Annotated in this window: 21 protein-coding genes and 1 pseudogene; 8 read left to right on the top strand and 14 right to left on the bottom strand. The window is 41.5% G+C overall.

The window, feature by feature from the left end:
- Positions 1 to 58 precede the first annotated feature (58 nt).
- The gene (locus tag V7L07_RS27190) at positions 59 to 1,156 is read right to left on the bottom strand and encodes a DJ-1/PfpI/YhbO family deglycase/protease (protein ID WP_335062071.1); all 1,098 of its coding nucleotides are present in this window, start codon (positions 1,154 to 1,156) and stop codon (positions 59 to 61) included.
- A 310-nt stretch (positions 1,157 to 1,466) separates the two neighbouring features.
- On the opposite strand from V7L07_RS27190, the gene V7L07_RS27185 reads away from it, so the two are divergent.
- A complete protein-coding gene (locus tag V7L07_RS27185) occupies positions 1,467 to 1,865 on the top strand; it encodes a DUF6335 family protein (RefSeq protein ID WP_335062069.1) in 399 nt (132 codons plus the stop codon).
- Positions 1,866 to 1,960: 95 nt separating this feature from the next.
- On the opposite strand, the gene V7L07_RS27180 is transcribed toward V7L07_RS27185, so the two are convergent.
- The 5 genes from V7L07_RS27180 to V7L07_RS27160 all read right to left on the bottom strand — a co-directional run bounded on the left by V7L07_RS27180 (position 1,961) and on the right by V7L07_RS27160 (position 6,657).
- Positions 1,961 to 3,037, bottom strand: a complete 1,077-nt coding sequence (locus V7L07_RS27180; protein WP_335062067.1) for an aliphatic sulfonate ABC transporter substrate-binding protein — start codon at positions 3,035 to 3,037, stop codon at positions 1,961 to 1,963.
- A gap of 317 nt (positions 3,038 to 3,354) precedes the next feature.
- Entirely contained in the window at positions 3,355 to 4,239 is an 885-nt protein-coding gene (locus tag V7L07_RS27175) for a TauD/TfdA dioxygenase family protein (RefSeq protein WP_335062065.1), read from the bottom strand.
- A 178-nt stretch (positions 4,240 to 4,417) separates the two neighbouring features.
- Positions 4,418 to 4,714 (bottom strand): hypothetical protein, encoded by a 297-nt coding sequence (locus V7L07_RS27170; protein WP_335062063.1) that lies wholly within the window; start codon positions 4,712 to 4,714, stop codon positions 4,418 to 4,420.
- A gap of 205 nt (positions 4,715 to 4,919) precedes the next feature.
- On the bottom strand, positions 4,920 to 5,705 hold the full coding sequence (locus tag V7L07_RS27165) for an HAD family hydrolase (RefSeq protein ID WP_335062062.1): 786 nt from the start codon (positions 5,703 to 5,705) through the stop codon (positions 4,920 to 4,922).
- 382 nt (positions 5,706 to 6,087) lie between these two features.
- Positions 6,088 to 6,657, bottom strand: a complete 570-nt coding sequence (locus tag V7L07_RS27160) for a Rieske 2Fe-2S domain-containing protein (RefSeq protein WP_335062060.1) — start codon at positions 6,655 to 6,657, stop codon at positions 6,088 to 6,090.
- A 298-nt stretch (positions 6,658 to 6,955) separates the two neighbouring features.
- On the opposite strand from V7L07_RS27160, the gene V7L07_RS27155 reads away from it, so the two are divergent.
- A complete protein-coding gene (locus V7L07_RS27155; protein ID WP_335062059.1) occupies positions 6,956 to 7,288 on the top strand; it encodes a hypothetical protein in 333 nt (110 codons plus the stop codon).
- Between the two features lie 377 nt (positions 7,289 to 7,665).
- On the opposite strand, the pseudogene V7L07_RS27150 reads toward V7L07_RS27155, so the two are convergent.
- A pseudogene (locus V7L07_RS27150) lies at positions 7,666 to 8,763 on the bottom strand (PDDEXK nuclease domain-containing protein).
- Positions 8,764 to 9,512: 749 nt separating this feature from the next.
- Positions 9,513 to 9,764 carry a hypothetical protein gene (locus V7L07_RS27145; protein ID WP_335062057.1) on the bottom strand — a complete coding sequence of 84 codons (252 nt, stop codon included), beginning with the start codon at positions 9,762 to 9,764 and terminating at the stop codon, positions 9,513 to 9,515.
- A gap of 247 nt (positions 9,765 to 10,011) precedes the next feature.
- Between V7L07_RS27145 and V7L07_RS27140 the strand changes: the two genes are divergently transcribed.
- The 3 genes from V7L07_RS27140 (at position 10,012) to V7L07_RS27130 (ending at position 12,530) form a co-directional block, all read left to right on the top strand.
- Positions 10,012 to 10,158, top strand: coding sequence for a hypothetical protein (locus V7L07_RS27140; protein ID WP_335062055.1), 147 nt, complete (start codon positions 10,012 to 10,014; stop codon positions 10,156 to 10,158).
- Positions 10,159 to 10,511: 353 nt separating this feature from the next.
- A complete protein-coding gene (locus V7L07_RS27135) occupies positions 10,512 to 11,867 on the top strand; it encodes a GTP-binding protein (protein WP_335062053.1) in 1,356 nt (451 codons plus the stop codon).
- Positions 11,868 to 12,269: 402 nt separating this feature from the next.
- The gene (locus V7L07_RS27130; protein WP_335062051.1) at positions 12,270 to 12,530 is read left to right on the top strand and encodes a Calvin cycle protein CP12; all 261 of its coding nucleotides are present in this window, start codon (positions 12,270 to 12,272) and stop codon (positions 12,528 to 12,530) included.
- A gap of 113 nt (positions 12,531 to 12,643) precedes the next feature.
- Here V7L07_RS27130 and V7L07_RS27125 read toward each other — a convergent pair whose 3' ends face one another.
- Positions 12,644 to 13,462: a TlyA family RNA methyltransferase gene (locus V7L07_RS27125; RefSeq protein WP_335062049.1), complete on the bottom strand. Its 819-nt coding sequence runs from the start codon at positions 13,460 to 13,462 to the stop codon at positions 12,644 to 12,646.
- Positions 13,463 to 13,897: a DUF29 family protein gene (locus V7L07_RS27120; protein ID WP_335062047.1), complete on the bottom strand. Its 435-nt coding sequence runs from the start codon at positions 13,895 to 13,897 to the stop codon at positions 13,463 to 13,465.
- Positions 13,898 to 14,418: 521 nt separating this feature from the next.
- On the opposite strand from V7L07_RS27120, the gene grxC reads away from it, so the two are divergent.
- On the top strand, positions 14,419 to 14,691 hold the full coding sequence (grxC, locus tag V7L07_RS27115; RefSeq protein WP_335062045.1) for a glutaredoxin 3: 273 nt from the start codon (positions 14,419 to 14,421) through the stop codon (positions 14,689 to 14,691).
- A 218-nt stretch (positions 14,692 to 14,909) separates the two neighbouring features.
- The gene (gshB, locus tag V7L07_RS27110; RefSeq protein WP_335062043.1) at positions 14,910 to 15,884 is read left to right on the top strand and encodes a glutathione synthase; all 975 of its coding nucleotides are present in this window, start codon (positions 14,910 to 14,912) and stop codon (positions 15,882 to 15,884) included.
- Positions 15,885 to 15,911: 27 nt separating this feature from the next.
- Here gshB and V7L07_RS27105 read toward each other — a convergent pair whose 3' ends face one another.
- The 4 genes from V7L07_RS27105 to V7L07_RS27090 all read right to left on the bottom strand — a co-directional run bounded on the left by V7L07_RS27105 (position 15,912) and on the right by V7L07_RS27090 (position 19,987).
- Positions 15,912 to 16,196, bottom strand: coding sequence for a hypothetical protein (locus V7L07_RS27105; RefSeq protein WP_335062042.1), 285 nt, complete (start codon positions 16,194 to 16,196; stop codon positions 15,912 to 15,914).
- A 313-nt stretch (positions 16,197 to 16,509) separates the two neighbouring features.
- Positions 16,510 to 17,814, bottom strand: a complete 1,305-nt coding sequence (gene ftsZ / locus V7L07_RS27100; RefSeq protein WP_179066944.1) for a cell division protein FtsZ — start codon at positions 17,812 to 17,814, stop codon at positions 16,510 to 16,512.
- A gap of 60 nt (positions 17,815 to 17,874) precedes the next feature.
- Positions 17,875 to 18,162, bottom strand: coding sequence for a hypothetical protein (locus V7L07_RS27095; RefSeq protein WP_334776610.1), 288 nt, complete (start codon positions 18,160 to 18,162; stop codon positions 17,875 to 17,877).
- Between the two features lie 991 nt (positions 18,163 to 19,153).
- Positions 19,154 to 19,987, bottom strand: coding sequence for a cell division protein FtsQ/DivIB (locus V7L07_RS27090; RefSeq protein ID WP_335062041.1), 834 nt, complete (start codon positions 19,985 to 19,987; stop codon positions 19,154 to 19,156).
- Between the two features lie 677 nt (positions 19,988 to 20,664).
- Between V7L07_RS27090 and V7L07_RS27085 the strand changes: the two genes are divergently transcribed.
- Positions 20,665 to 21,996 carry a P-loop NTPase fold protein gene (locus tag V7L07_RS27085; protein ID WP_335062232.1) on the top strand — a complete coding sequence of 444 codons (1,332 nt, stop codon included), beginning with the start codon at positions 20,665 to 20,667 and terminating at the stop codon, positions 21,994 to 21,996.
- The last annotated feature ends 4 nt before the right edge of the window (positions 21,997 to 22,000 follow it).

Raw genomic sequence — 22,000 nt, 5'->3', positions numbered from 1 at the left:
GGACAGACTACTAACTGTTTCAAGTATTGCGCTTTGATATGATTATATCTGCGGTTTGTTACGCTGAGATAGCTGCCCCTGTAGTCGGCTTAGGAGGCTGAATCTGAGCGCTTATCCGCGCCCGATACAACTCTACTAATCGCTTTTCGGATTTCAATAAATCCTGATAAATTTCTTTGAAAATAGCAGTTGCAATTGGATCGGTGAACATCGCCGACAAATTACCAATATCGCCAATACCTGTTTGCACATCCCCCAAAGCGGAACGTAATTGATAGATGTCATCACTGCCTGTCAAAGCAGTTTTCACCTTGGCATACTGATTGGCAATATTTGACCCTAAAGAGGGTTTCTCGCCTAGATGCTGAAGATAGGTTTCTAGTTTTTCAATGTGGTGTTGTTTATTAGCAATTATCTCTTGAAAGAGTGATTTTACTTCGCTATCTGATTCCTTTTCCAAGTACTTATTCAATGCTTCCAGTGAATAACGTTCACCAGTAAGGGCAGTATTTAAACCTCTGGCAATATCACCTTTAGTTGAGCCACCCCAAGCATCAGCGAGTTTCCACCATTCAGCACTAGTGTCTTTTTCATTTGGCAACGCAGCATCTTTGCCACCATAGCCTAAACGGCTCAAAATAGCGGTGGTGAAAATTGCCAAATCTCCAGGTTCACGAGATGTAATTAAATTACCATCAACTACCAAAGGTTCATCTAAATAATTTGCACCAGCGTTAATGATGTCTTTGGCAATAGCACTAAACCCAGTGACTTGTTTACCTTTGAGCAAGTCACTTTCAATCAGAACTTGTGGGCCGTGGCAAACCGCAGCGACTAACTTTCCTTGTTGTATCGCCTCTTGTACGAAGCTTACTGTATTGGGGTTCCGCCGCATTTTATCGGGAGCCATACCGCCCGGAATCACTACGGCATCATATTCGGCTGCGATCGCTTCCGTTGTAGTACCATCAGCTTGGATGCTAAGTTTGCCGCGTTTACCCTTATATTTTTCATTCATTCGGGAACCAAGGACTACTACCTCGATTCCTGCTTGTTTTAGTCCATTATAAGGAACTGTGAATTCTGCATCCTCTACCGCCTGTTCAATGAGGATTGCAACTTTTTTCTTGCCGGAATGATTGTTATTATCAGTCATTGATGGTATTACCTATTTATTTCTAGTATTGAATATTTTGTTGTTTAGCATTTAGCTAGGCAATTTCAAAAAATAGTTATGAGCGAGAATTTAGCAACTGAATTATTTCAGTTTTATAATTTCTAACTCATAACTAAAAATTTCAACTACAAGTTGCTTGACCATGAATTTACATATACAATCTTATGGGGCGATCGCTAGTTTAGCTTCGTTCCCAGGGGATAGATTATTTTCTTAGCTATACATCTCTAGTTAGACAAAATAGTGACAGGAAAACGTTATTGTAAGAATGCACAAAAGAGGTAATATCATGGCAGAAAAAAATCATCCTGACAAAATTAAAAGCAAAGATTTGCCACAAGAAATTACCGAATCTTACGGAACTGGCGTGAAAGACTTGCCAGGATACAATATTGGTGGCCGCTCAATCAGAGCAGAAAGAGACGAGTATACAGAAACTAGTCCTGAACTCACTGGTGGGGATGTTGATGCTTATTGGCAAGATGCAGATGCCGTTGGGGATGAAGCTGTTGGTGGTAGTACAGCCACTCCCGATCAAAATGTCACTGAGGAGCTAGAAACAGCAGTGGGGCTAGAAATGGATGACTCTGAGTTTCTTCATACCAACGATATTTTAGAGCAACGTGACGGCGATCGCTGGGAGTTAGATCCAAAGTCTTCTGAAGATTATCAAAACCGACGAGAATAAGCTTGCTACATCAGCCAGTTGTACATTCTTTGCATTCGATGGGCAGAACAGATAGTAAGCTGGCAATGCTTTGTAGCAAGCTTTCCCCTCAAGATTCACGCTTTATTTCTAACGGCATCCGGTGTAATCGCTGCATACTCTTGGGTAGTTAGAATTGCCCCTCGAACATCAACCGGTTTCGGTACTACTTTCAGTTGATATAGAAGATCCGCAACCTTCTGTTGAGCGTTAATCACTTCTTCAGTAATTGGTTTCATATCATATTTTCTTCTCGCCAGTGTTAACTCCATAGTATCCACATCAGTCTTGACCTTCGGTGCGAGAATTTCGGCAGCAGCCCGCCTGTTTTTGTTTGCCCACTGCCCAACCTCGTAGTACTCTGACAAAATTGCTTTCAAAAGTTCAGCATTCTTAGTTGCAAAATCCCGTGAAGCTAGGTAATAACCACCTGGCGTCTTAATTCCTTGTGCGTCTCGTAAAACCCGGATACTGCCTTCTCGTTGCAGCTTGATCAGATTAGGATCGCCTTCTACAAAGGCATCAACTGTCTTGTTCAAAAACGCTGCTCGTCCATCTGCAACAGGCAAATTCACTGATTCAACATCACTGATTTTCAGCCCTACCTCTTCCAAAGCTTTCACTACAAAAAAGGTCTGAGCCGTCCCTCTAGAATAAGCAACTTTTTTACCTTTAAGACTTGCCAATGTCTGAAAAGGAGAATCCTTTAGCACAATAATTGCTGAACCTTCTCCACTACCAGGCGGGGTGTTAACTACATAAATCAGATTGGTACCAGCGGCCTGAGCAAAAATAGGTGGCGTTTCACCTGCCGGGCCCAGGTCAATACTACCCACATTTAAGGCTTCCAAGAGCGGCGGTCCAGAAACAAATTGAGACCAAGTAACACCTATTCCTTGAGGAGCCAACCGTTTTTCGATCGTACCTTTTTCGTGGGTCAGATCCCCGGAAACTTGGTAGCCAAGTCTAATCAGCTTGGTAGCGGATTTACTATTAGTGTTAGTGACATTAGTACTCAAGGTTGTGCTGCTGTTATTTGCACTACCGTTGTTTGTTCCGCAACTAACTAACGTAGTAAAAGACACTAACCCATAGAAAGCGTAAAGTAAGTCACGTCTGGATATCGAGTACTTTCCAATTTGCGGTCTGACCATGATTATCCTCCTCATCTTGACGTTGATAGCATTTCGCAAAATCTCTGCAAGATCGCCAAGTAAATTACCCGCCACTGAATTGGGAGTAATTCAATGGCGAACTTACGCGTGTAGCAGTCAGAGCAAGTGCTGTGTCTTAACTTAGGGACTTCCAAATAAAAAAATACTCAATTCTTTCTTGTGGGGTGGGCGTCTCGCCCGCCTGTAGCCGAAGGCGGGCAAGATGCCCACCCCACAAGATTGGATAATTTATTTGTTGGAAATCCCTTAGTGCCATTCGGATCTGAAATAATTCACAACCTTTAGCTAGCTGAACTTTAGAAAGGACGACTTCCTCGAATGCTAACCCGCTTCAAAATCCGGGTTGCATTAGCATCAAATTCTGGGCGGTAGTGAGCTGTTGCCTGATTATCCCAATAAAGCAAATCGCCTTTACTCCAGTGATGTTGATAGACATAGTGGGGTTGCTTAATGTGTTCCCGTAAGCGCTCGATTAGCTTTGCCCCTTCCACTGGGTCGTAATCAACAATGTCCACTTCTCCAGCTGCATTTAGAAAGAGAACTTTCTTTCCAGTATCGGGGTGAGTACGAACTAGTGGATGGGTAGCTAAACGTTCGCCAGGTTCAGCAGGACGACCGGCTGCGTAAATCGGCCCAGAGTATTCATCCTTATACAGCTTTGAAAAAGAACTAAAATGACGCACCTGCAAACCAGCGATTTGCTCTTTAGTAGCATCATCTAGTTCTTCATAAGCCTGAATCAAATTCACCCAATAGGTATCGGGGCCATTTTCAGGCAGTTCTACACCATATAAAAAGGAACCACTAGATGGTGCAGGCAACCAGTCATGATCGATGTGGGGTAAAAGTTCACGATAGTTAGGTGCAAGATTGACGGAACTTTCTTCGGCGGCGGCATTTGCAAGGGTAAGGACAAGGGGCGGCAGGTACGGCTCGGTTTCTCCTTTACGAATATAGGCAGGTTGCTGGAGAATGTCGCCAAAGTAATTCGCAAACGCTAATAATTGGTCGTCAGTCAATTGTTGATTTTTGAAGATCAGGACGTGGTAATCGCGCCACGCCTGCTTGAGTTGCAGGATCACTTCTGGTTGCGCCGCAACGCTGGCATCAATACCAGTAACAACTGCTCCCAGAGGGGCTTGGGTGGGTGTAATTTGAATTTGTGTTGCAGTCAGTGTCATAAAAGTTCTCTTTGTTTACTTAACGCACACATACTACGGTAAATCGATAGAGAAAAAGTAGTATATGCACATAATACAGATTGTGTAAAGAATTAATCAAGTGATAGGCAATAAGTTTACATATCTGCAAGTACTGGGTAAATACTTAGAAAAAATTAATTTGCATGTAAAAAATATTTTAATTAGTACAATAGCGATCGCGCCCCTCTTGTTTGGCATTGTACATAGCTGCTAAAAAAGAGTGAGGGTTACTAGATTGAAAGAATTTTTGATTTTCACCTAAATTAGTTAGGTTTACTCCCTCGAAAGAGATTGTATTTTTAGGAATTTTTAACGCTTTGCTGATGATAGTGTTTCCTTCCTGAACATTTGCTTTCCAGTAGGTCGTGGCTTGCAGCCATCCTCGGACAAATGCACGAATATCTTCGGGGCGATCGCGGCTATACAAACAAAAGCTACCGATCCTGGGTTTCAAATTCTTTGAGTCCGCGTAGGCGGACGAAAGTTTGTGTAGCCGGGATTTCTAATCGCCTGGTATATTTGCTTTCGTTGAGATGTTCCCATTGCAATTAATGGCATAAAAAGTTGGGGATTTAGACCCCAACAGATCAACACCACCAAGATAGACAATTACGCGCCAGTGCTTCGCCAATAATTACGAATTACAAATTACGAATTAGTTAAAGCCAAACTGAGAAATCCTTAGCAAACTGAGAAAGTGATAACAACTGAATTCGCGGGTCATTTTGGGCAAATTCCCGTTCTGCTTGGGTATTATAGCCCCAGTCTGCAAGGAAAAGTTTCACATCCTCAAGGTCTGCTTGCTGTTGGACTAACTGTAATGCCTTGAGTCTATCTTCTACAAACCAGAGACTAACTAGCTTGTCACTTGCTGACTGGATTAATTCTCGTAAAATCTCATATTTGGGACGCTTGACTTCTTTACCAAAAATTGCTTCTGGTGGTAAATTTACCCCTTCTTGTTGCAACAACTGCTGCACAAAACGCGCTTCTTTAGTTGTCACAATGTATAGCTTAACTCCACTGTCAAGAGTTAATTTGATTTTTTCTACTACACCTGGATAAAATTTATGCAGACTCAGCCAACCACTTAAATCTGTAGTAATCCATTCATCTCGCTGCTGATCTAGTTTCGCAGCAATTTCTCTTGCTTGTAGCTTGTCATCTAATAAAAGTTGTGGGGCGATACTTGCCCATTGATGAAGAATATTTTCATCAGAAATTCCATCTATCAAGGCTTTGATTAAAACAGGCATTTCCCAACCAGTTTCAATTACAGGGCGTAAACGATAGAATCTCAAAGCTAAATCATCTGGTGGTGTATCGTTAGCAGACGACCAAATTTCAGAATAAGTACGCCATGCTACCTCAAAATATTCAATTAGTCCGTCGCAAATCACTCCATCAAAGTCCAGGGCTAAAATCGTGGGACTACTTGCGGTCATTGTTTTGAGGGTTAAAACTGCTGTTGTCAGCTTACCCGACAAATCCAAATCATGCAGTAATTTTTGTTAGTCTTTTATGATTTTTGACCGAAAACGAAAAGGATGCAAACCCCTAAATTGATTTATCGGGATCATTAATTTTGAATTTTGTTAGCGCAGCGTAAAGCCTGCGGCATGGCTTCTCTACGAGACGCTGCGCGAACGCTTAGAGCGAGTCTGCGTACTCTTTCAGAGAAGCAAGCTACGCTTTTAGCGTCTCGTAGAGAGCGTCATTTTGAATTTTGAATTCGGAGCGATCGCCCTTGGCATCTCGTAGAGAAGCGATGTGACTTGCTTAATAAAGTATGGTAGCATTGTCCAATCTAATTTGATATTGGCTAGGTTAACGAGGATCTACAGCAGGTTTGCGATCGACTAAACGAATTTGATTTTGCTTGACTACTACAGTGATTAGTGGTAAAGAGCGTTTAGCTGGGCCCTGAACAACTCGCCCTTGAGAATCGTATTGAGATCCATGACAAGGACAAATAAAGTGATTCTTCTCAAGATCCCATGAGACTGTACATCCTAAATGGGTACAGATTGGATTGATAGCGTACTCAGCAATCTTTGGTCCATCTTGGATAATCAGATAATCAACGCTGCTATCTGGCAAGCCTTTAACGAGAATCGGAATTCCTGGCTTTGCAGTTGCTAATAGTGTATTGGCGTCAATTTTCTTGCCATCTTGAGCCAATGCCACCGATCCGGGAAGATAATTTTGACAGCGCGAATTCTTGGGAAAAAGTGAGCAAAGGGTTTCTAGGTCTAGCTCACGACTTTGGCTGACTTTGGGAAATAGATATCCCATTGCTACAGATGCAGCTGTAGTACCTAGCATGTAGGTTAAGAAATCCCGGCGCGTTTTTATTCTCGTTGGAATTTTGCCATTAGTAGAAGAATTGTCTCTCATAATTAGATTTACCAGCAAAGGTCTACAACTATACTAAGGTGCGATCGCATCAGGATTAATATACTTTTGTGTTTTGCTTTTTTTAAGAGTTGTTCCGGCAACTTTAATTTTTATTTATTTCTGAAGTAAGAGGTTGTTTATAAACCTGAGAGCTAGAATCTAACCTAAGATATGTTCCTCACAAAATTTATTCAAAATTTCTTCTCAAACTCTCTCCAGAGAAAGAACTCTTTTGTGCCTTTTATTTTCTAAGCTGTTGTTATTCAAGCCACATATTTCAATAACAACTGAAATCGCCATGAGTGAAAATAATCAAGAAAATCAAATTAATCAACCAGTAAGCGAAGATCGGGATTCTCGTAAAAAGCCAGATGTGAACGAAAGAAACTTAACCGCGAATCCAGGAGATAGAATTTCTGATCAGCCTCAATCAATTGAAGAGAAGGCTAAACAGAAAGCTGTCGATGATGTACCAGACATTACAGGCGACAGAATCACAGTTCCGACTTACTTTGTTGTGGATGAACCCAACGGCGAAAAGAAGGCACTCCATCACATTAAAGATGCTGAAGAAATCTCTGACGTAATTCGGCAGGCACGACTTGATGAAAATGGAAATCGAATTTGGTAGTAGTTGTTTATGGAAGACACAGGGATACAGAGAAGTTATCAAATACTCTCTGCTTCTTTGCGTCTCCGACTGACCGTATTTTCTTTAGTCAAGTGAGTCTCTAATTAAATTAGAGCATGTTTGTAAAGTCTAATTTATTACTAGCCCTGGCGACTAGAAGTCTTGGCTACACAGGCAAGACCCGCCTGCGCGGGTTAAAAACCTTAATTTTTCGTTAGTCCACGGAGGTGGACTTTGATTGATTATGTGGTAGCGACTTCTAGTCACCCAATAGCTTTAAAACATCCTTTTAAAACTATTGAACATATTTTGTCTAATTTAGTATTGATAACTTGCTACATTTCGTTTTTCTCATCTTGCTTCTCCAAGCAGATGAATTATTTTTGCCTAAATTTTTGCATCTTAAGCGAGTCTAATTCAATTTTATTAATCGGTTTCAACTCAGCTTCTAACTGCTCAATTGTTGGTAAATTACCTTGCAAAGCCTCTGGTAAAATATCTTTTAGCTGATAGACAGAAACACCAATCGGCTTATGCATATCTCGCAGAGAATATTCGGCAATTACCTTATTTTTACTTTTGCATAGAATAATTCCAATTGTAGGCTAATCATCTGAGTGTCTCAATAAATCATCCACCGCACTAACATAAAAATTCATCTTACCGGAATACTCTGGCTTGAACTCTTCAATTTTTAGATCAATCACTATATAGCAGCGTAAACGCAAGTGGTAAAACAATAAATCAATATAAAAATCTTCACCACCAACTTCAAGATGGTGTTGACTACCTACAAAAGCAAAACCAACTCCTAACTCTATTAAAAAATCGCGGATGTGGTTGATTAAAGCACGTTCTAGATCGCGTTCCAGAAAATATTCCCCTAAATTGAGAAAATCAAAAGTGTAGGGGTCTTTCAGCAATTGCTGTGCTAATTGTGATTGTGGTTGAGGAAGAGTGTGGTTAAAGTTGGTGGTTGCTTTACCCTGACGGTGATACAACTTGCTTTCAATCTGGTGAACTAAAACATTCCGACTCCAGCCATGCTGGATAGTTTGTTGTACATACCACAAGCCTTCTGTTTGGTCTTTAACAGTATCCAAAATCCGAACATTATGACCCCAGGGAATTAGTGCAACAAGTTGTTGCACTAATTGCTCATCTGGATAAGCTTCGGCAAATGCCCGCATATACTTGAGGTTCCGAAGCGAAAAGCCTTTCATCTCTGGAAAAGCTTTCTGCAAGTCAGCTGCCAGACTATTAATAACTTTTGCGCCCCAACCCTGCTGCTGTTGGCGATTCAGAATATCTCGCCCAATTTGCCAGTAGAGTAATACTAATTCTTTATTGACTGCAACTGCGGCACGTAATTGAGCGCTAGAAATTCGTGTTTTTAGTTCAGTTAAAAAATCTTCATAACCGATAATCTCAGATGCGCCCCTTTGTAAAACTTCAGATTTATCATCTTTAGGCATAAAAAAGAATTAACGCTACTTCTATTTTGCCAGCATTACACCAACTTTTGGTATTAGTTACAGAACAATTCAGCGTTATATCAGTATTTTTGCTGTATTGCTTAAAGAAGGGTGTGAGTTAAGTTTACTAGGATTTACGCAAGAGCGATCGCCACAACTTCAACATATTTTCATGAAAAATATTTAAATAGCGTCCAAATATTAAAGGTTCTAAGAAGTCGCCACTTGCACATTTGACATGAGAGTATACAGCTTCAATAATATTCTTATGTAAAAATCCATACTTGTATAAAAAATTTATTTTTTTGCTGAATATACTCAGATCCAAAACCCGATCCGGTTAGCTCTCAGTCTGTTTGGCTTTTACGAATCAAATGAGATTTTTATATAAACTGGTATTAATAGGGTTGCATTATGCTTTTTTTCTCAAATTTAAGAACCAGCTTAAAAACTCGTCCAAAAAATAATAAGATAGGTGCAGTTTTTTGGACTAATAGTAACGTTATCCTGCTCACTGGATATTTAATAATTCTACCGATTTGCACACTGATAACTTTATCCTTATTACTGCCCTTATTCACTGCTAGCTTATTCGCTATCACTGGAAACTCGTACCACTCTACATCGATTCCTTGGATAGATGATGCATCTGAATGTGAACATACTGGCAGAAATTGGAGCGATCGCAAATGTTGGGATGATAAACACAATCCCCTGTTCTAGTCTGCAAACTCTTCTGACAAAATAGGCTACTTCTCTCTATCTAGCTTCTCTTGGATAGCTTGACGACAAAATTCTGGAGGATCGTCTTTAGCTTTCACTTCTTCCTTCATTTCCTTGGTGACACGAAAGCTTAATTGGTCGGTTAATGGCTCATTTCCTTTTGGTTGCGCTGGTTCAAAATTTTGAGGATTACCTTTAGGATTGGGCATTGTTGAGAAATATAAATAAGGCTTGATACTAACGAAACCATTAGAATAGAGTTTTAATTCGGTGAGCATGTTGTCTGGAAAACTTCTAGCTCACCGATTCCCACTTTTACAAGAGGTAACTCTATTTTATGTTCACGCGCACAGAATTAGAAGTTAAAAGCTTGAGAGCGTTACGCGATTTATGCCTGATACAGTATGGCATCCAAGCAATAGGGAACCCTACTGATAAGGCATCGTACAGTACATTAATGCACTTCTGACTTTCCCTGTTATCGCCTGCAAGCAAGTATCAGAAAATAAAGGATTGAAGTCTCCCATGTTCTCTCAAGTAGAAGCGCTAGAAGCGACACTAGAAGCTATGGGAACACCAACACCAGAACAGTCAGCATTGCTTAAGGTGACGATGGATAGAGTATCCAGCACGGTACAGTCAAGAGAAACTGTTTGGACTCTACCGGGTTAAATGGCATCTGGATACAGCGTTAGAGATCCTGGGAATGTTCTAAGAACTTTAGGGATATAAGATAGAGGTGTGTTCACTTTCTCAATTCTGATAACGGAGTTGAGAAAGTCAGCGTTAGTTGAGCATAATTTTGGGTATGAAAATATACTAATAATTTATACTCGAATGCTGAAAAACAGAGTTTTGAACATTAGACATCTCCAGAAAAGGCGTATGGGACAATACCCTGCGGGAAGCCGCTCCGCGTCTACATGAATTGTCCCTACAAAGGGTTTCAGGTAATGCATATTTAATTTTCGGAGATGTCTATTAGATGAGCATCTGAGAGAGTCAAAGCTGAAAGTGCTGCTATTATGTCGGTTTATCGTAATCTGCAAGAAACTCATTTGAATCGTGCCCGCGCCAGTCTCAGACAAGCGCTTTCTTGGTATGGATATCTCCGCAAGTCAGGACAGTTATCATCTAACCCAGAATTGGTAGGGTTGATGAAACCGGAATTGGAAGCTTTGAACGCCACACTCAACAAGCTAGATTCTAACGTCATTAGAATTGCTGTCTTTGGTTTGGTGAGTCGGGGAAAGTCAGCAGTTTTAAATGCCTTGCTGGGTGACAAGATTTTGCAAACTGGGCCTCTGAACGGTGTCACTCAATGGCCCCGTTCCGTGCGTTGGCAGCCTGGTGGCAAGGTACTAGTAGAGTTAATTGATACCCCTGGATTAGACGAAATTGAGGGTGAATCACGGGCGGATATGGCGCGAGAAGTCGTGCATCAGGCGGATTTGATTTTGTTTGTCGTGTCTGGTGATATCACACGCACTGAGTATCAAGCATTGCTGGAATTGCGGCGATCGCAAAAACCCCTGATTTTAGTGTTTAACAAAATAGACCTTTACCCAGATACCGATCAAGGAGCAATTTACCAAAATTTGCAACAACTGGGTGCTGGACATCCTGAAGCAAAGCCTTTATTACCTGATGAAATTGTGATGGTGGCGGCGGAACCAGCCGCAATGGAAGTGCGGGTTGAGTGGCCTGATGGGCGTATCAGTTATGAATGGGAAACACCACCACCGCAAGTAGACGAACTCAAAGAGACAATTCTGAATATTCTGAATCGGGAAGGGCGATCGCTTCTGGCTTTAAATGCACTGATCCAAGCACGAGATGCAGAAGCCGCGATCGCTCAAAAAACTATCGATTTACGCGAAAAAGAAGCTGAAGATATCATCTGGCAATTTACCAAATACAAAGCTTTGGCAGTAATGCTCAATCCCATTGCTTTTTTAGATATCCTGGGCGGAACTGTTGCCGATTTGGCTTTAATTCGCGCCCTAGCTAGATTGTATGGTTTACCGATGACTAGCTATGAAGCCGGGAAAATTTTAAAAACGATTTTATTTAGTTCTGGTGGTTTATTACTGGGGGAATTAGGCAGTAGTTTTATTTTAGGTTTAGGTAAAAGTACGGCTGCAATCACCAGTGGTGATAATCCCAGCAATATTACTGCTTTTGCTGGCAGTGCGATCGCTCAAGCTGGTATTGCTGGTTATGGCGCATATTCCGTTGGCAAAGCCGCCCAAATTTATCTCGAAAAAGGCTGCACTTGGGGACAGTTGGGCGCTAGCAGTGTAATTCAAGAAATTCTCTCTCAAGTTGACCAAAATACAATTCTGTATCGTCTGCGACAAGAGTTAGGCATAAAATATTGAAAATAAATAAGAATTGTTTCCCTATTGTTACCGTTTATAAGTGTTTATCAACTTCTATCAAGCTCCTCTGACAATTGACTGACATTCCTAATTTGGGATGCAAGATTGAAAACATAACCACCTCTACTAGTGATTACAACTAGTGGAATTCCCTTACCTTTTTGAATCAAAGATAATGAGAGGGTAATTCCCACTCAAATTTGCTAAAAAGATGGCGGTGTTTACCACTACCTCTTGTGGAAAGCCTATCTAAACTGGAAATGTGAGCCAGCCTGGTCTTGTTGCTCCAACAAAGAGCGACTGGCGTTAGCGACGCAGGAGCGTCACCCGGAGGGTGAGCTTTATGAGGTCATTGAAAGCTCACAGTTAATATCTCTCTCTGTAAATTAAAGGTGAAAATACATGACAACTACCCTAAACTCATTTGAAACTGCTGGGGCAGCAAATATTGAAGAAGCCATTATTGAAGCCATTGCGGAAGCGCGGACAACTTGTGAACTAAATGGCAGTAATTCGGCTGGTTGTGCGGTAGCCTGGGACATTGTAGAAGAATTACAAGCTGAAAAAGCCGATCAACAGCAAGCAAAATCAAAGAAAACCTCTTTGGAAAATTACTGCGATCGCCATCCAGATTCCGTAGAATGTCTAATTTACGACGTTTAACAAGAAAGAATTCAGGAGTCAGGAGTCAGTATGAATTGGAGTCCGAGTGCAGATGAATATCTGAGTTTAAGTCCCCACTAATTGATTCTGAATTCTGAATTCTGCATTCTTCTTTAACTTTTCCGTAAATCAGTTGTTGCTGATTGCGTTATTTGCTTAATTGCCTCTAAATCAGGTGATGGTGTTTCACTTTCCATTCCCAACCACAAAAGATATTCGATATTCCCAGCCGGGCCAGTGATCGGCGACCAAGTTAAGCCTTTGTATTTCCATCCTAATTCGTGGGCTGTTTGCAACACCTGGAAAATGGCATCAGCTTGGTCGTTTGGATCGCGCACAACACCTTTTTTACCCACACGGGATCTACCAACTTCAAACTGTGGCTTGACTAACAACACAGCTTCTCGGTTAGCTTGAGTTAGTTGCCACAAAGCAGGCAAAATCTTCGTTAAAGAAATAAACGATACATCAACTACCGCCAAATCAGGAATCGCGTCATTTTTGCCATATAACTCATCTGGTTTTAGTTGCCGTAAATTGGTGCGTTCCCGCAAAATCACCCGCGAATCATTTCGCAATCGCCAGTCGACTTGTCCGTAACCGACATCAATACCGTAAACTTTTTTTGCTCCAGCTTGCAAGAGACAATCAGTAAAACCACCGGTAGAAATCCCACCATCTAAACAAATGCGCTCGACTACGGGAATGGCAAATACTGACAAAGCTTTGGAGAGTTTTTCACCACCTCTAGAAACAAAAGGCGATCGCTCTTTAATATTTATTTGAGCCGTAATATCAACTTCAGTACCAGGTTTATCAACTAACTGCTGATTAACAGTAACTTCGCCTGCCTGAATTAGCCTTTGTGCTAAGGCGCGAGAAGAACATAAATTTAACTCTACTAAGAGTGTGTCGAGTCGCTGTTTAGCCAATTAATTAGATTCTCCTGGTAAGATTAAAGCCAAAGCACGATTGATAATTTGTTCTTGGTTAACCAGCTTTTCTAATTCTTGGACTTCATAACGACCTTCTTCTACTTCTAAGGAGGCCTCATCAATAGTATTTAAATAGGCTTCTGCTAAGGTTTCTAACAATTCTTCTGGTGTCAGATAATAACTCCCCGCTTTACGCCGCTTATTTTCTCGTTGAATTTCCCGAACTGAATTGCGAATAGAGACTTCCCAAGAGCGAGTCGTGCGATTTTCAGCTTGTTGTTTAATTAGATGCAATAGCAAAATTACTGCATAGCTACGAATCGTCTTGATAATATCATTTCGGCTCATTTCTGTTAGTTCTTCAACTATAATTAATGCTCCTTGAACATCGCCTTTAACAAGTAAGTCTTTCAGGGTTAATAATTCTTCCATAATTAGCGCCTCAAGCTTCGGCAACTTCTATTGTGGCTTATGAGGGTTCTCATTCACTGTACACACAAGTCGAATTACCCCCAATACTGCTCGGGTTTTGCATTTTTAACTCGGAATTGGGTCTTGGGAAAAGGTTAAAGGGTAAAGGTTAAAGGTTTTTTCTTTCCCCTTTCCCCCGCCCCTTATCCCCAGAGGGGCCCCACCTTCCCCTTTTGCCCAAAACCCGACAAGTATTGGAATTACCCCCCTCAATCCCCCCGATATATTGCTATTCATTACCCACATCTTTCTTAAGATAAGGTTTGACAAAATCTATATATTGTGTATTGTCATAGACAATATCCTGAGTTCAACCAAAGTCAGTGAATGGAACAGTGGATCATAGAAGAGCGTTAAAAAGTCTAGATTCGACTTATTCAAACTTAGTTAGTCACTTCTGATTCGCTTAAAAGGTAATAGAGCAACTACAGCCAGCAGTAAAGTTCTAAAATTAAGAAGTATTAAATCAAGTTGAGGACATCATGGCTGCAAAAGTAGAAATTTACACCTGGAGGACTTGCCCGTTTTGCATTCGTGCCAAAAGTTTACTGAAAAACAAGGGCGTTGAATTTACCGAATACAGCATTGATGGAGATGAAGCAGCCAGAAGTAAAATGGCTCAAAGAGCAAATGGACGCCGCTCTTTACCGCAAATTTTCATCAATGACGCTCATATTGGTGGTTGTGACGATATCCATGCTTTAGACAGTCAAGGCAAGCTGGATGAGCTACTAACTCCTAGCAATAGCGTTTAGATTTAGAAGGTTTGGCGTTAGCGACAAGCCGCTGCCAATTACACGGCAGTCGCTACAACTCTGAAAAACGATGTGCTGCCTTGTCTACTGGCTTTTATCCCCATAAGACTTTACCCTCCAGGTTTTACTCAGCAGTACAGATGTACGTCAATTGGTAAGATCATCAAGAGATAATAATTGAATAACTATTTAATTTCTTGGTGATTGAGGTACAAAGGGTGAAACTGGCTTTTATCATTGATCCCATCCATTTGCTTGATCCGTGTCATGATACCAGTGTTGCTCTGATGGAAGCAGCGCAAATCCTGGGACACGAAATTTGGATAACTCAAGCAAATCTGCTGAGTGTGGTGGAGGGCAAAGCTTGGGCTGTCCTACAGCGAGTCGAACTTGTACCAGTCCAGTTGGTGGATAGACGGTGGGTAGCGGGGAATCCTTGGTATAAGTTGAGCGATTCCGACTTAACGTCTTTAGAGACAATGGATGCCGTATTTATGCGGACAGATCCACCTGTCAATGATTCCTACCTCTATGCTACTTATATTCTCGATTACATTGACCAAAATAAAACCCTGTTGATTAATAGTCCCAGTGGCATCCGAGGGGCAAATGAAAAAATGTATGCCCTCCAGTTTACCAAAGCCATTCCAGAGACAATTGTCAGTGCTGATAAGCAGTTTATTCGCCAATTTGTCGAAGCAAAGGGGGCAACAGTTCTCAAACCGCTGGGTAATAAAGCTGGGGAAGGAATTTTGTTTTTGCAATCAGGCGATCGCAACTTTAACTCTATTGTTGAACTCAGTACCCTCCAAGGGCGAGTACCAGTAATGGTACAAACCTATCTACCAGAGGCAAAAGAGGGAGATAAGCGAATTATCTTGCTAAATGGCGAACCCATTGGTGCGCTTAATCGCCTCTCTAGCGCAACTGATTTTCGCAATAATATGGCAACTGGTGGTACTGTCGCCCAAACTGAAATTACCCCAAGAGAATATGAAATCTGTACCCAATTAGCCGAACGTTTACGCCAAGATGGCTTAATTTTTGTGGGTATTGATGTTATCGGTGGCTACTTAACTGAAGTTAACGTCACTAGTCCTACCGGAATTCGTGAGATTGATCGACTAGATGGCACTCACCTTGGTAATCAAGTTATTCAATGGATTGAACAGACACTAGAAAGCAAAAAATAATTTACATTTATTTTTTTGTCTTGTGTCCTATTCCCAGGAAACAGACTTTCTTCGGATATTTCTGTGGGCGAATTGTCTACGCAATTTGCTTTCAGTAAATATATTTACTTGTACCGAATATAAATTTAATGGATCGCGAGGGGTAGGTGTAGTGATGTCTATGACTGGCTCTGACGCATGATAACGCAGCGTTAGCGTACCACTCCGTGCAAGCAAGCTACGCGCAGCGTCTTGTAGAGAGGTACGAGCGTCCGTAGGAACATCTGAACTATACAACCCTTCTCCGAAAGGAGACGCTACGTAAACAGGCATCTTCCCTTGGGAGAAGACTCGCTATCGATGAAGCATTTGTAGTTGGGCAGGTCTTCCTGTTTTTTTGTGAAAAAAGCATAGCTGGACATGGAAGCCGCAGACTCCTGCCCAAGTTCATTTTATAAAGTAGCGTTGAGAGTTTTTTTCCAATTGGTAAAATTGGGGATGGCAATATATTGCTTACCCCCACCCTTGGTAAACCCCTGGTGGAACTGGCAGATTTTATACAGCGTTCAGCCTGAGCTGAGACTGCTAAGTTAATCTAAAATCGTTCGACTGAGCGCTCACGACGAAATCTCAAATCCAAAATCTTTTAATTCTTTGGTGTACGTCGGTTTCTCAGAAAATCAGGTATGTCCAATCCAGGTTTTTCTTTTGGTTCTGGAGTTGGAGTTGGAGTCGGAGTTGGAGTTGGGGAGTTAACTGTAGGTTGTGGTGTTGTTGGTCGCTTCGAGGTATTAGGTGCGACCCGAACGTTAGCCACGCTTTGTTGTACCGCAGCTTGCACTTCACCTGTAAAGCCGGTGGCAATTACAGTTATTCTCACCTCACCTTGAAGTCTGTCATCAATTACAGCCCCAAAAATAATATTGGCGTTGGGATCAACGACTTCATAGATTGCTTCTGCGGCAGCATTTACTTCATGCAAAGTGAGATCAGTACCACCAGTAATATTAAAGACAACCCCTCTAGCACCTTCAATAGAACATTCTAGTAATGGTGAAGAAATAGCTGCGATCGCAGCTTCTCTAGCTCTAGATTTTCCAGAACTCACGCCAATTCCCATCAATGCCGATCCCGCATCTGCCATCACAGCCCGGACATCAGCAAAGTCAACGTTTACCAGACCGGGGATCGTGATGATATCAGAAATACCTTGTACCCCTTGACGCAGCACATCATCTGCATAGCGAAAAGCTTCTTGCACAGGTGTTTGTTCGGGGATCACTTCCAGCAATTTGTTGTTGGGGATAATGATTAGTGTATCTACTCTACTTTTTAGTCCTTCAATACCTTGTTCTGCCTGGCTGGTGCGACGGCGACCCTCAAAAACAAATGGACGTGTAACCACACCAACAGTCAGAGCGCCCATTTCTTTTGCTACTTCTGCCACAATCGGGGCTGCACCCGTCCCAGTACCACCGCCCATACCAGCAGTGATAAATACTAGGTCTGCACCCTCCAAAGCCGTAGCAATTTCGTCCCGCGATTCTTCAGCTGCTTTTTGACCGATGGCAGGATTACCACCCGCTCCTAAACCCCGCGTTAGCTTCTGTCCAATTTGCAATCGACTGGGAGCGCCAGCTAAGGTAAGAGCTTGAGCATCAGTGTTAATCGACCAAAATTCTACCCCAGATACATCAGACTCGATCATGCGGTTAACAGCATTGCCACCACCACCACCGACACCAATCACTTTGATGTTGGCGACCCGGCCAGGAACAATCTCGCCAATTCGGCTATTTTCCGTAAAAATCTTCTTATTGTCGTGATTTTGTCCGAAGTTCATCCCAGAATTATTAAAGGGGTTAGTTGAGTTAACTGCCAGAGAGAACCCCGGCTGTCCCGTAGATTGGGAATTTTTATAGTTAAGTCCTTGGTTATTATCAAGTGTCATTGGATTTGTGAAAGGGTAGATAAACGACTTTTTCAGGTGTGATTCACCTCAGAGTCAACTTTAGTTTGACAGTGCCACAATACTATGGCATTGTTCTTTATTGTTTTCACTACTGCCCAGCCTAACAGAATTGGCAGCGCGAAAATTTGCTATGGGATAAGCTTTTAAGGCAGCCGATCGCACAGCCAATTCTAGAGAAGTATACCTATATTTATCTAAAAGTGACCTGTATAACTTCAACCAGACATTAATCTCTTCGTTATTCTCAGCACAGGGCATAACTTGTAAAGACACACTACAGGGTATTTTCTCTGCCTTAATAATAATATTGTTAATAGGTTTCACCATTGGGTATGATTGCAACTTTAGACACAAAATTTACCTTCTACTTACTTATTTTTAAGGCTAAACTAAGCAAGAATTTACTTGTCAGACTATACCTGATTAACTTGTTGTTTGGGGGGTCTTAATGGACACTTTGTTGGAGCAGTAGTCTATCTGACGAGAACCCTCACTAGTGCAGTCAAACAATTTTGGATTTTAGGTCGCACCTTTGGTGCGCTTCCAGCGCAACTTGGATTTTAGATTGATCCTGAAATCCAAAATCCAAAATCCAAAATTGCCACGGTCAACAAATCAAGATTTTCTAAGAGGTTTCGTTGCCCAATTAAGAATTACGGCACGGAGTAGTCCAAACTTATTGCCCAGAAGTAATGCTTACGCAAGCAATTTTGGGAGGCATTTTTCTTGACAAATTCAAAGGGATTGGGTACTGAGGATTGGGTATTAAGAAAACTTTTCTCTAGTCTCCAATCCCTAGTAACCAGTACCCAGTCCCCAGTCCCCAGTCCCCAGTCCTCAATACCGTTCTCATCAGTGCCCTCTGAAAAGCAAGTCTGAATCTTAATGGAAAACTCAAGCATTTTTCTCTTTTCCGCACTGGGTTTGCTCAAAGAGAGTATGGGCAGAAGGCATTTTATACACCATAAGTAGGTAGGTAGGAATAAACCAAACTAAGTTACGAAACGTAAATATGGCTTAAACCCTTACCAATGACAAATGATAAATGACAAATGACGACCCCCGCCAGTTAACTTTGTTTACGCCCACCTACTTAGACCATCATTAGATTGTCTGACATCTTGTACCCTACTATTAGATATTAGGGTAACAATTGAGGGTCTTTTACTCGCAATGGAGATTTTATGATTGATCTTCTCATTTTAATTAGAAGTTAATGCCGATTTTCGTGCGGTTTACTGGAAAACTGAAAATAATAAATATATTTATCAGCATAAAGCTTCTTAATTTACTAGGAGTTATCAATACATTAAACACGTTAGATTTTTTTAGGGATTTTGGGAGTTAATTTCTGGTCTTTTTGGTTCATCTGTACTAATGGATATTCGGGATTTTTCAGATCAATATACTCTATTTGACCGGAATTGAATTTTGTTGCTAGAGGGCGCATTTGGGCGAGTACCTTAATTTGTTCAGACAATTGGGGGCCTGGAACGCCGAGATGCACATTTCCTAGTTCTGTTTTCAAAATTAAATTAGTTGGATTTTGGCAATTAATTTCCATTACTTTTACCGGACTCCGGCTTACAGCTTCATGGAGTTGAGTCCAGTAAAGGCAGTATTGTTTTGGTGAGCCAATGACTCTGAGATTGGGTAATTTCTTAGTGGGATTCAGTGATGTGTATTTTTCTAAAGGCATCCAGGCCCCACTGGCATCTAGTAAGCCGATTATTACTTTGTTGTTGCCACGTGTTTGAGTCACTGCCACAGGCACTCGTTCTTGAATTTCGATGATTAATCCAGGAGGAAACAGGCGGCGTCTGACGATCGCTTGAGCAATAGTTGGTTGTTTTTTCAAAGAGTTAGCGATCGCTGACGGTTCAATGCGCCACAAAGACTGGGGGTAAGACAGCACCAACAATGACTGAGTTGTTTGATCTGATAGTAATTTATTGCCTGATTTCATCACTATTTGTTTGGGAGCCTTGAGCATCCACACTGGTTGGATTGCCACCCACAGCAATCCACCCGCCAAACCAGTAATGGCAAAGGTTCGCCAAATAGCCTGAATAATTTTCATTTGCCGCTGCCGACGCAATTTCTGACGACGCTGGGCTAGATCCGTGCGGGAAACTGATATTATGCCAGCCATTCACACCCCTTTCTGGTTGCAATCTAAATTCCTTGACACGCTCGTATCATTATTATTAATTTCAGTAAACACTGTTGGCATCTGTTAGCCGCTCTCCTCAAGACTTTTTTATTTTTAGTAACACTTTACAGTAACTACACAAGGATTATGGCGCTAGTTATTAGTCCTATTAAAGTTTCCGGTGTCCATTTTTAACTGACTGTAGTCTTTTTGACAAGTTATTTTTGAAGATTTTTCCCTAAATATTACAAAATCTTAATTGAGATGTGTGGGATTTTGTTTCCTTGACAAATAGATAATGAAGTGATACACCAGTATTCCTGAATCTCTGTGTACCTTGCTATAATTCATACCAGTCCTCCTCGTCAGTTATCCAAACTGAGAACCATGAAAATTTGTAGTTTTTTTTACTCACTTCCTAAGCCATACAGTTTTTTGGCCGGTCAAACAAAAGCGAGAGATTGTCAAAATCTCAATACCAAGTTTAAAAAAACAGATATGCTTAAGGCTATTAGGGTCAATTAAATTTCTACCAGACTACTGACAGTAATCCTGTACAAGTGCTGTCTTTTGCAAGACACGACCAACTTGTGAATCAATCCCATGCCTACGTCTCGGATTGGATTACTCGTATAAAAAATACAACTAAAGCTGCATCTACATACACCTCTACATACATGAAAACGACGTTAAATTTGTCACGTTTTTATAAAGCATGTAACCCCAGTTACACGCTAAATATAAGTAACGTGCTAGATCGGCAGTATTACATAGATTTTGCTGATGTACGTGGTTGCAAGATTGTCGAAGAATTGCAACGGACTATCGTTCGGATTTCTCCTGATGAGCCAACCTGTCAGTTATTTACAGGTCATATTGGTTGCGGTAAGTCAACGGAATTGCAGCGCCTCAAGACAGAACTAGAATTGGCGGGATTTCATGTGGTTTATTTTGAGTCCAGTCAAGACTTAGATATGGCGGATATAGATATCAGCGATATTCTGCTGAGTGTAGCCCGTCAAGTCAGTGCCAGTTTAGAAGGAATTAGCATCAAACTTAAACCTGGTTACTTTACCAATTTATTTAAAGAAGTAGGCGATTTTTTGCAAAGCCCCATAGAGCTTTCTGGACAAGCAGAGTTGTCTTTGGGTATTGCCAAAATTACCGCCAAAACCAAAGATAGCACCCAGATGCGGAATCAACTGAGGCAATATCTGGAACCACGTACCAATAGTATTTTGCAAGCGATTAACGAAGAAATTTTAGAAAAGGCTGTTGAACAGCTAAAACTAAGGGGCCAAAAAGGATTAGTAGTAATTGTAGATAATTTGGATCGAGTGGATATGCGCCCCTTAGCATCCGGGCGATCGCAACCAGAATATCTCTTCATCGATCGAGGCGAACAGCTGCGCCGACTTAAATGCCACCTAGTTTATACAATTCCTCTAACGTTAATCTTCTCCAATGAGTACGAGACACTAAAAAATCGCCTGGGGGGAGGGATTGCACCAAAAGTGCTACCGATGGTATTAGTGCGGCAAAGAGATGGCAGTGACTACGAACCGGGGATGTCACTAGTGCGCCAGTTAGTTCTAGCAAGAGCTTTTCCAGAAGTTCCTTTGAATGAAAGGTTTCTATTAGTTACAGAATTATTCGATCACCCCCAAACTTTAGATCGTATATGTCGTGTTAGCGGTGGTCACATTCGTAACTTATTGGGTTTACTTTATAGCTGCCTGCAACGACAAGATCCGCCTTTTTCTAGGGAATGCTTAGAAGCTGTAATTAAGGACTACCGCGACGATCTGCTATTAGCTATTGATGAATCCCAGTGGGAACTATTGTTTGAAGTAGTGCAGCAACAGAGAGTTAAAGGTGAGTCCGACTATCAAAGCTTGCTAAGAAGCATGTATCTGTTTGAATATCGCGACCCCGTAGGGCGCTGGTTTGGCATCAGTCCAGCCTTGGCAGAAACAGAAAAAGTTTTGGCTTGGCAACAAAAAAAGTAATAGT

The organism is Nostoc sp. (assembly GCF_036916985.1).
Classification (GTDB): domain Bacteria; phylum Cyanobacteriota; class Cyanobacteriia; order Cyanobacteriales; family Nostocaceae; genus Nostoc.
The sequence above is the reverse complement of the archived record's forward strand: the minus strand, read 5'-3'. Positions and strand labels throughout refer to the sequence as shown.

Coding starts and splice junctions, on each gene's coding strand:
- V7L07_RS27090 (WP_335062041.1), bottom strand. CDS start 19,987: ATGGCTGGCATAATATCAGTTTCCCGCACGGATCTAGCCCAGCGTCGT.
- V7L07_RS27155 (WP_335062059.1), top strand. CDS start 6,956: ATGAGTGAAAATAATCAAGAAAATCAAATTAATCAACCAGTAAGCGAA.
- V7L07_RS27175 (WP_335062065.1), bottom strand. CDS start 4,239: ATGACACTGACTGCAACACAAATTCAAATTACACCCACCCAAGCCCCT.
- V7L07_RS27130 (WP_335062051.1), top strand. CDS start 12,270: ATGACAACTACCCTAAACTCATTTGAAACTGCTGGGGCAGCAAATATT.
- V7L07_RS27105 (WP_335062042.1), bottom strand. CDS start 16,196: ATGCCTGTTTACGTAGCGTCTCCTTTCGGAGAAGGGTTGTATAGTTCA.
- V7L07_RS27160 (WP_335062060.1), bottom strand. CDS start 6,657: ATGAGAGACAATTCTTCTACTAATGGCAAAATTCCAACGAGAATAAAA.
- ftsZ (WP_179066944.1), bottom strand. CDS start 17,814: ATGACACTTGATAATAACCAAGGACTTAACTATAAAAATTCCCAATCT.
- V7L07_RS27140 (WP_335062055.1), top strand. CDS start 10,012: ATGTTCTCTCAAGTAGAAGCGCTAGAAGCGACACTAGAAGCTATGGGA.
- V7L07_RS27120 (WP_335062047.1), bottom strand. CDS start 13,897: ATGGAAGAATTATTAACCCTGAAAGACTTACTTGTTAAAGGCGATGTT.
- V7L07_RS27185 (WP_335062069.1), top strand. CDS start 1,467: ATGGCAGAAAAAAATCATCCTGACAAAATTAAAAGCAAAGATTTGCCA.
- V7L07_RS27165 (WP_335062062.1), bottom strand. CDS start 5,705: ATGACCGCAAGTAGTCCCACGATTTTAGCCCTGGACTTTGATGGAGTG.
- grxC (WP_335062045.1), top strand. CDS start 14,419: ATGGCTGCAAAAGTAGAAATTTACACCTGGAGGACTTGCCCGTTTTGC.
- V7L07_RS27135 (WP_335062053.1), top strand. CDS start 10,512: ATGTCGGTTTATCGTAATCTGCAAGAAACTCATTTGAATCGTGCCCGC.
- V7L07_RS27190 (WP_335062071.1), bottom strand. CDS start 1,156: ATGACTGATAATAACAATCATTCCGGCAAGAAAAAAGTTGCAATCCTC.
- V7L07_RS27145 (WP_335062057.1), bottom strand. CDS start 9,764: ATGCTCACCGAATTAAAACTCTATTCTAATGGTTTCGTTAGTATCAAG.
- V7L07_RS27180 (WP_335062067.1), bottom strand. CDS start 3,037: ATGGTCAGACCGCAAATTGGAAAGTACTCGATATCCAGACGTGACTTA.
- V7L07_RS27085 (WP_335062232.1), top strand. CDS start 20,665: ATGAAAACGACGTTAAATTTGTCACGTTTTTATAAAGCATGTAACCCC.
- V7L07_RS27095 (WP_334776610.1), bottom strand. CDS start 18,162: ATGGTGAAACCTATTAACAATATTATTATTAAGGCAGAGAAAATACCC.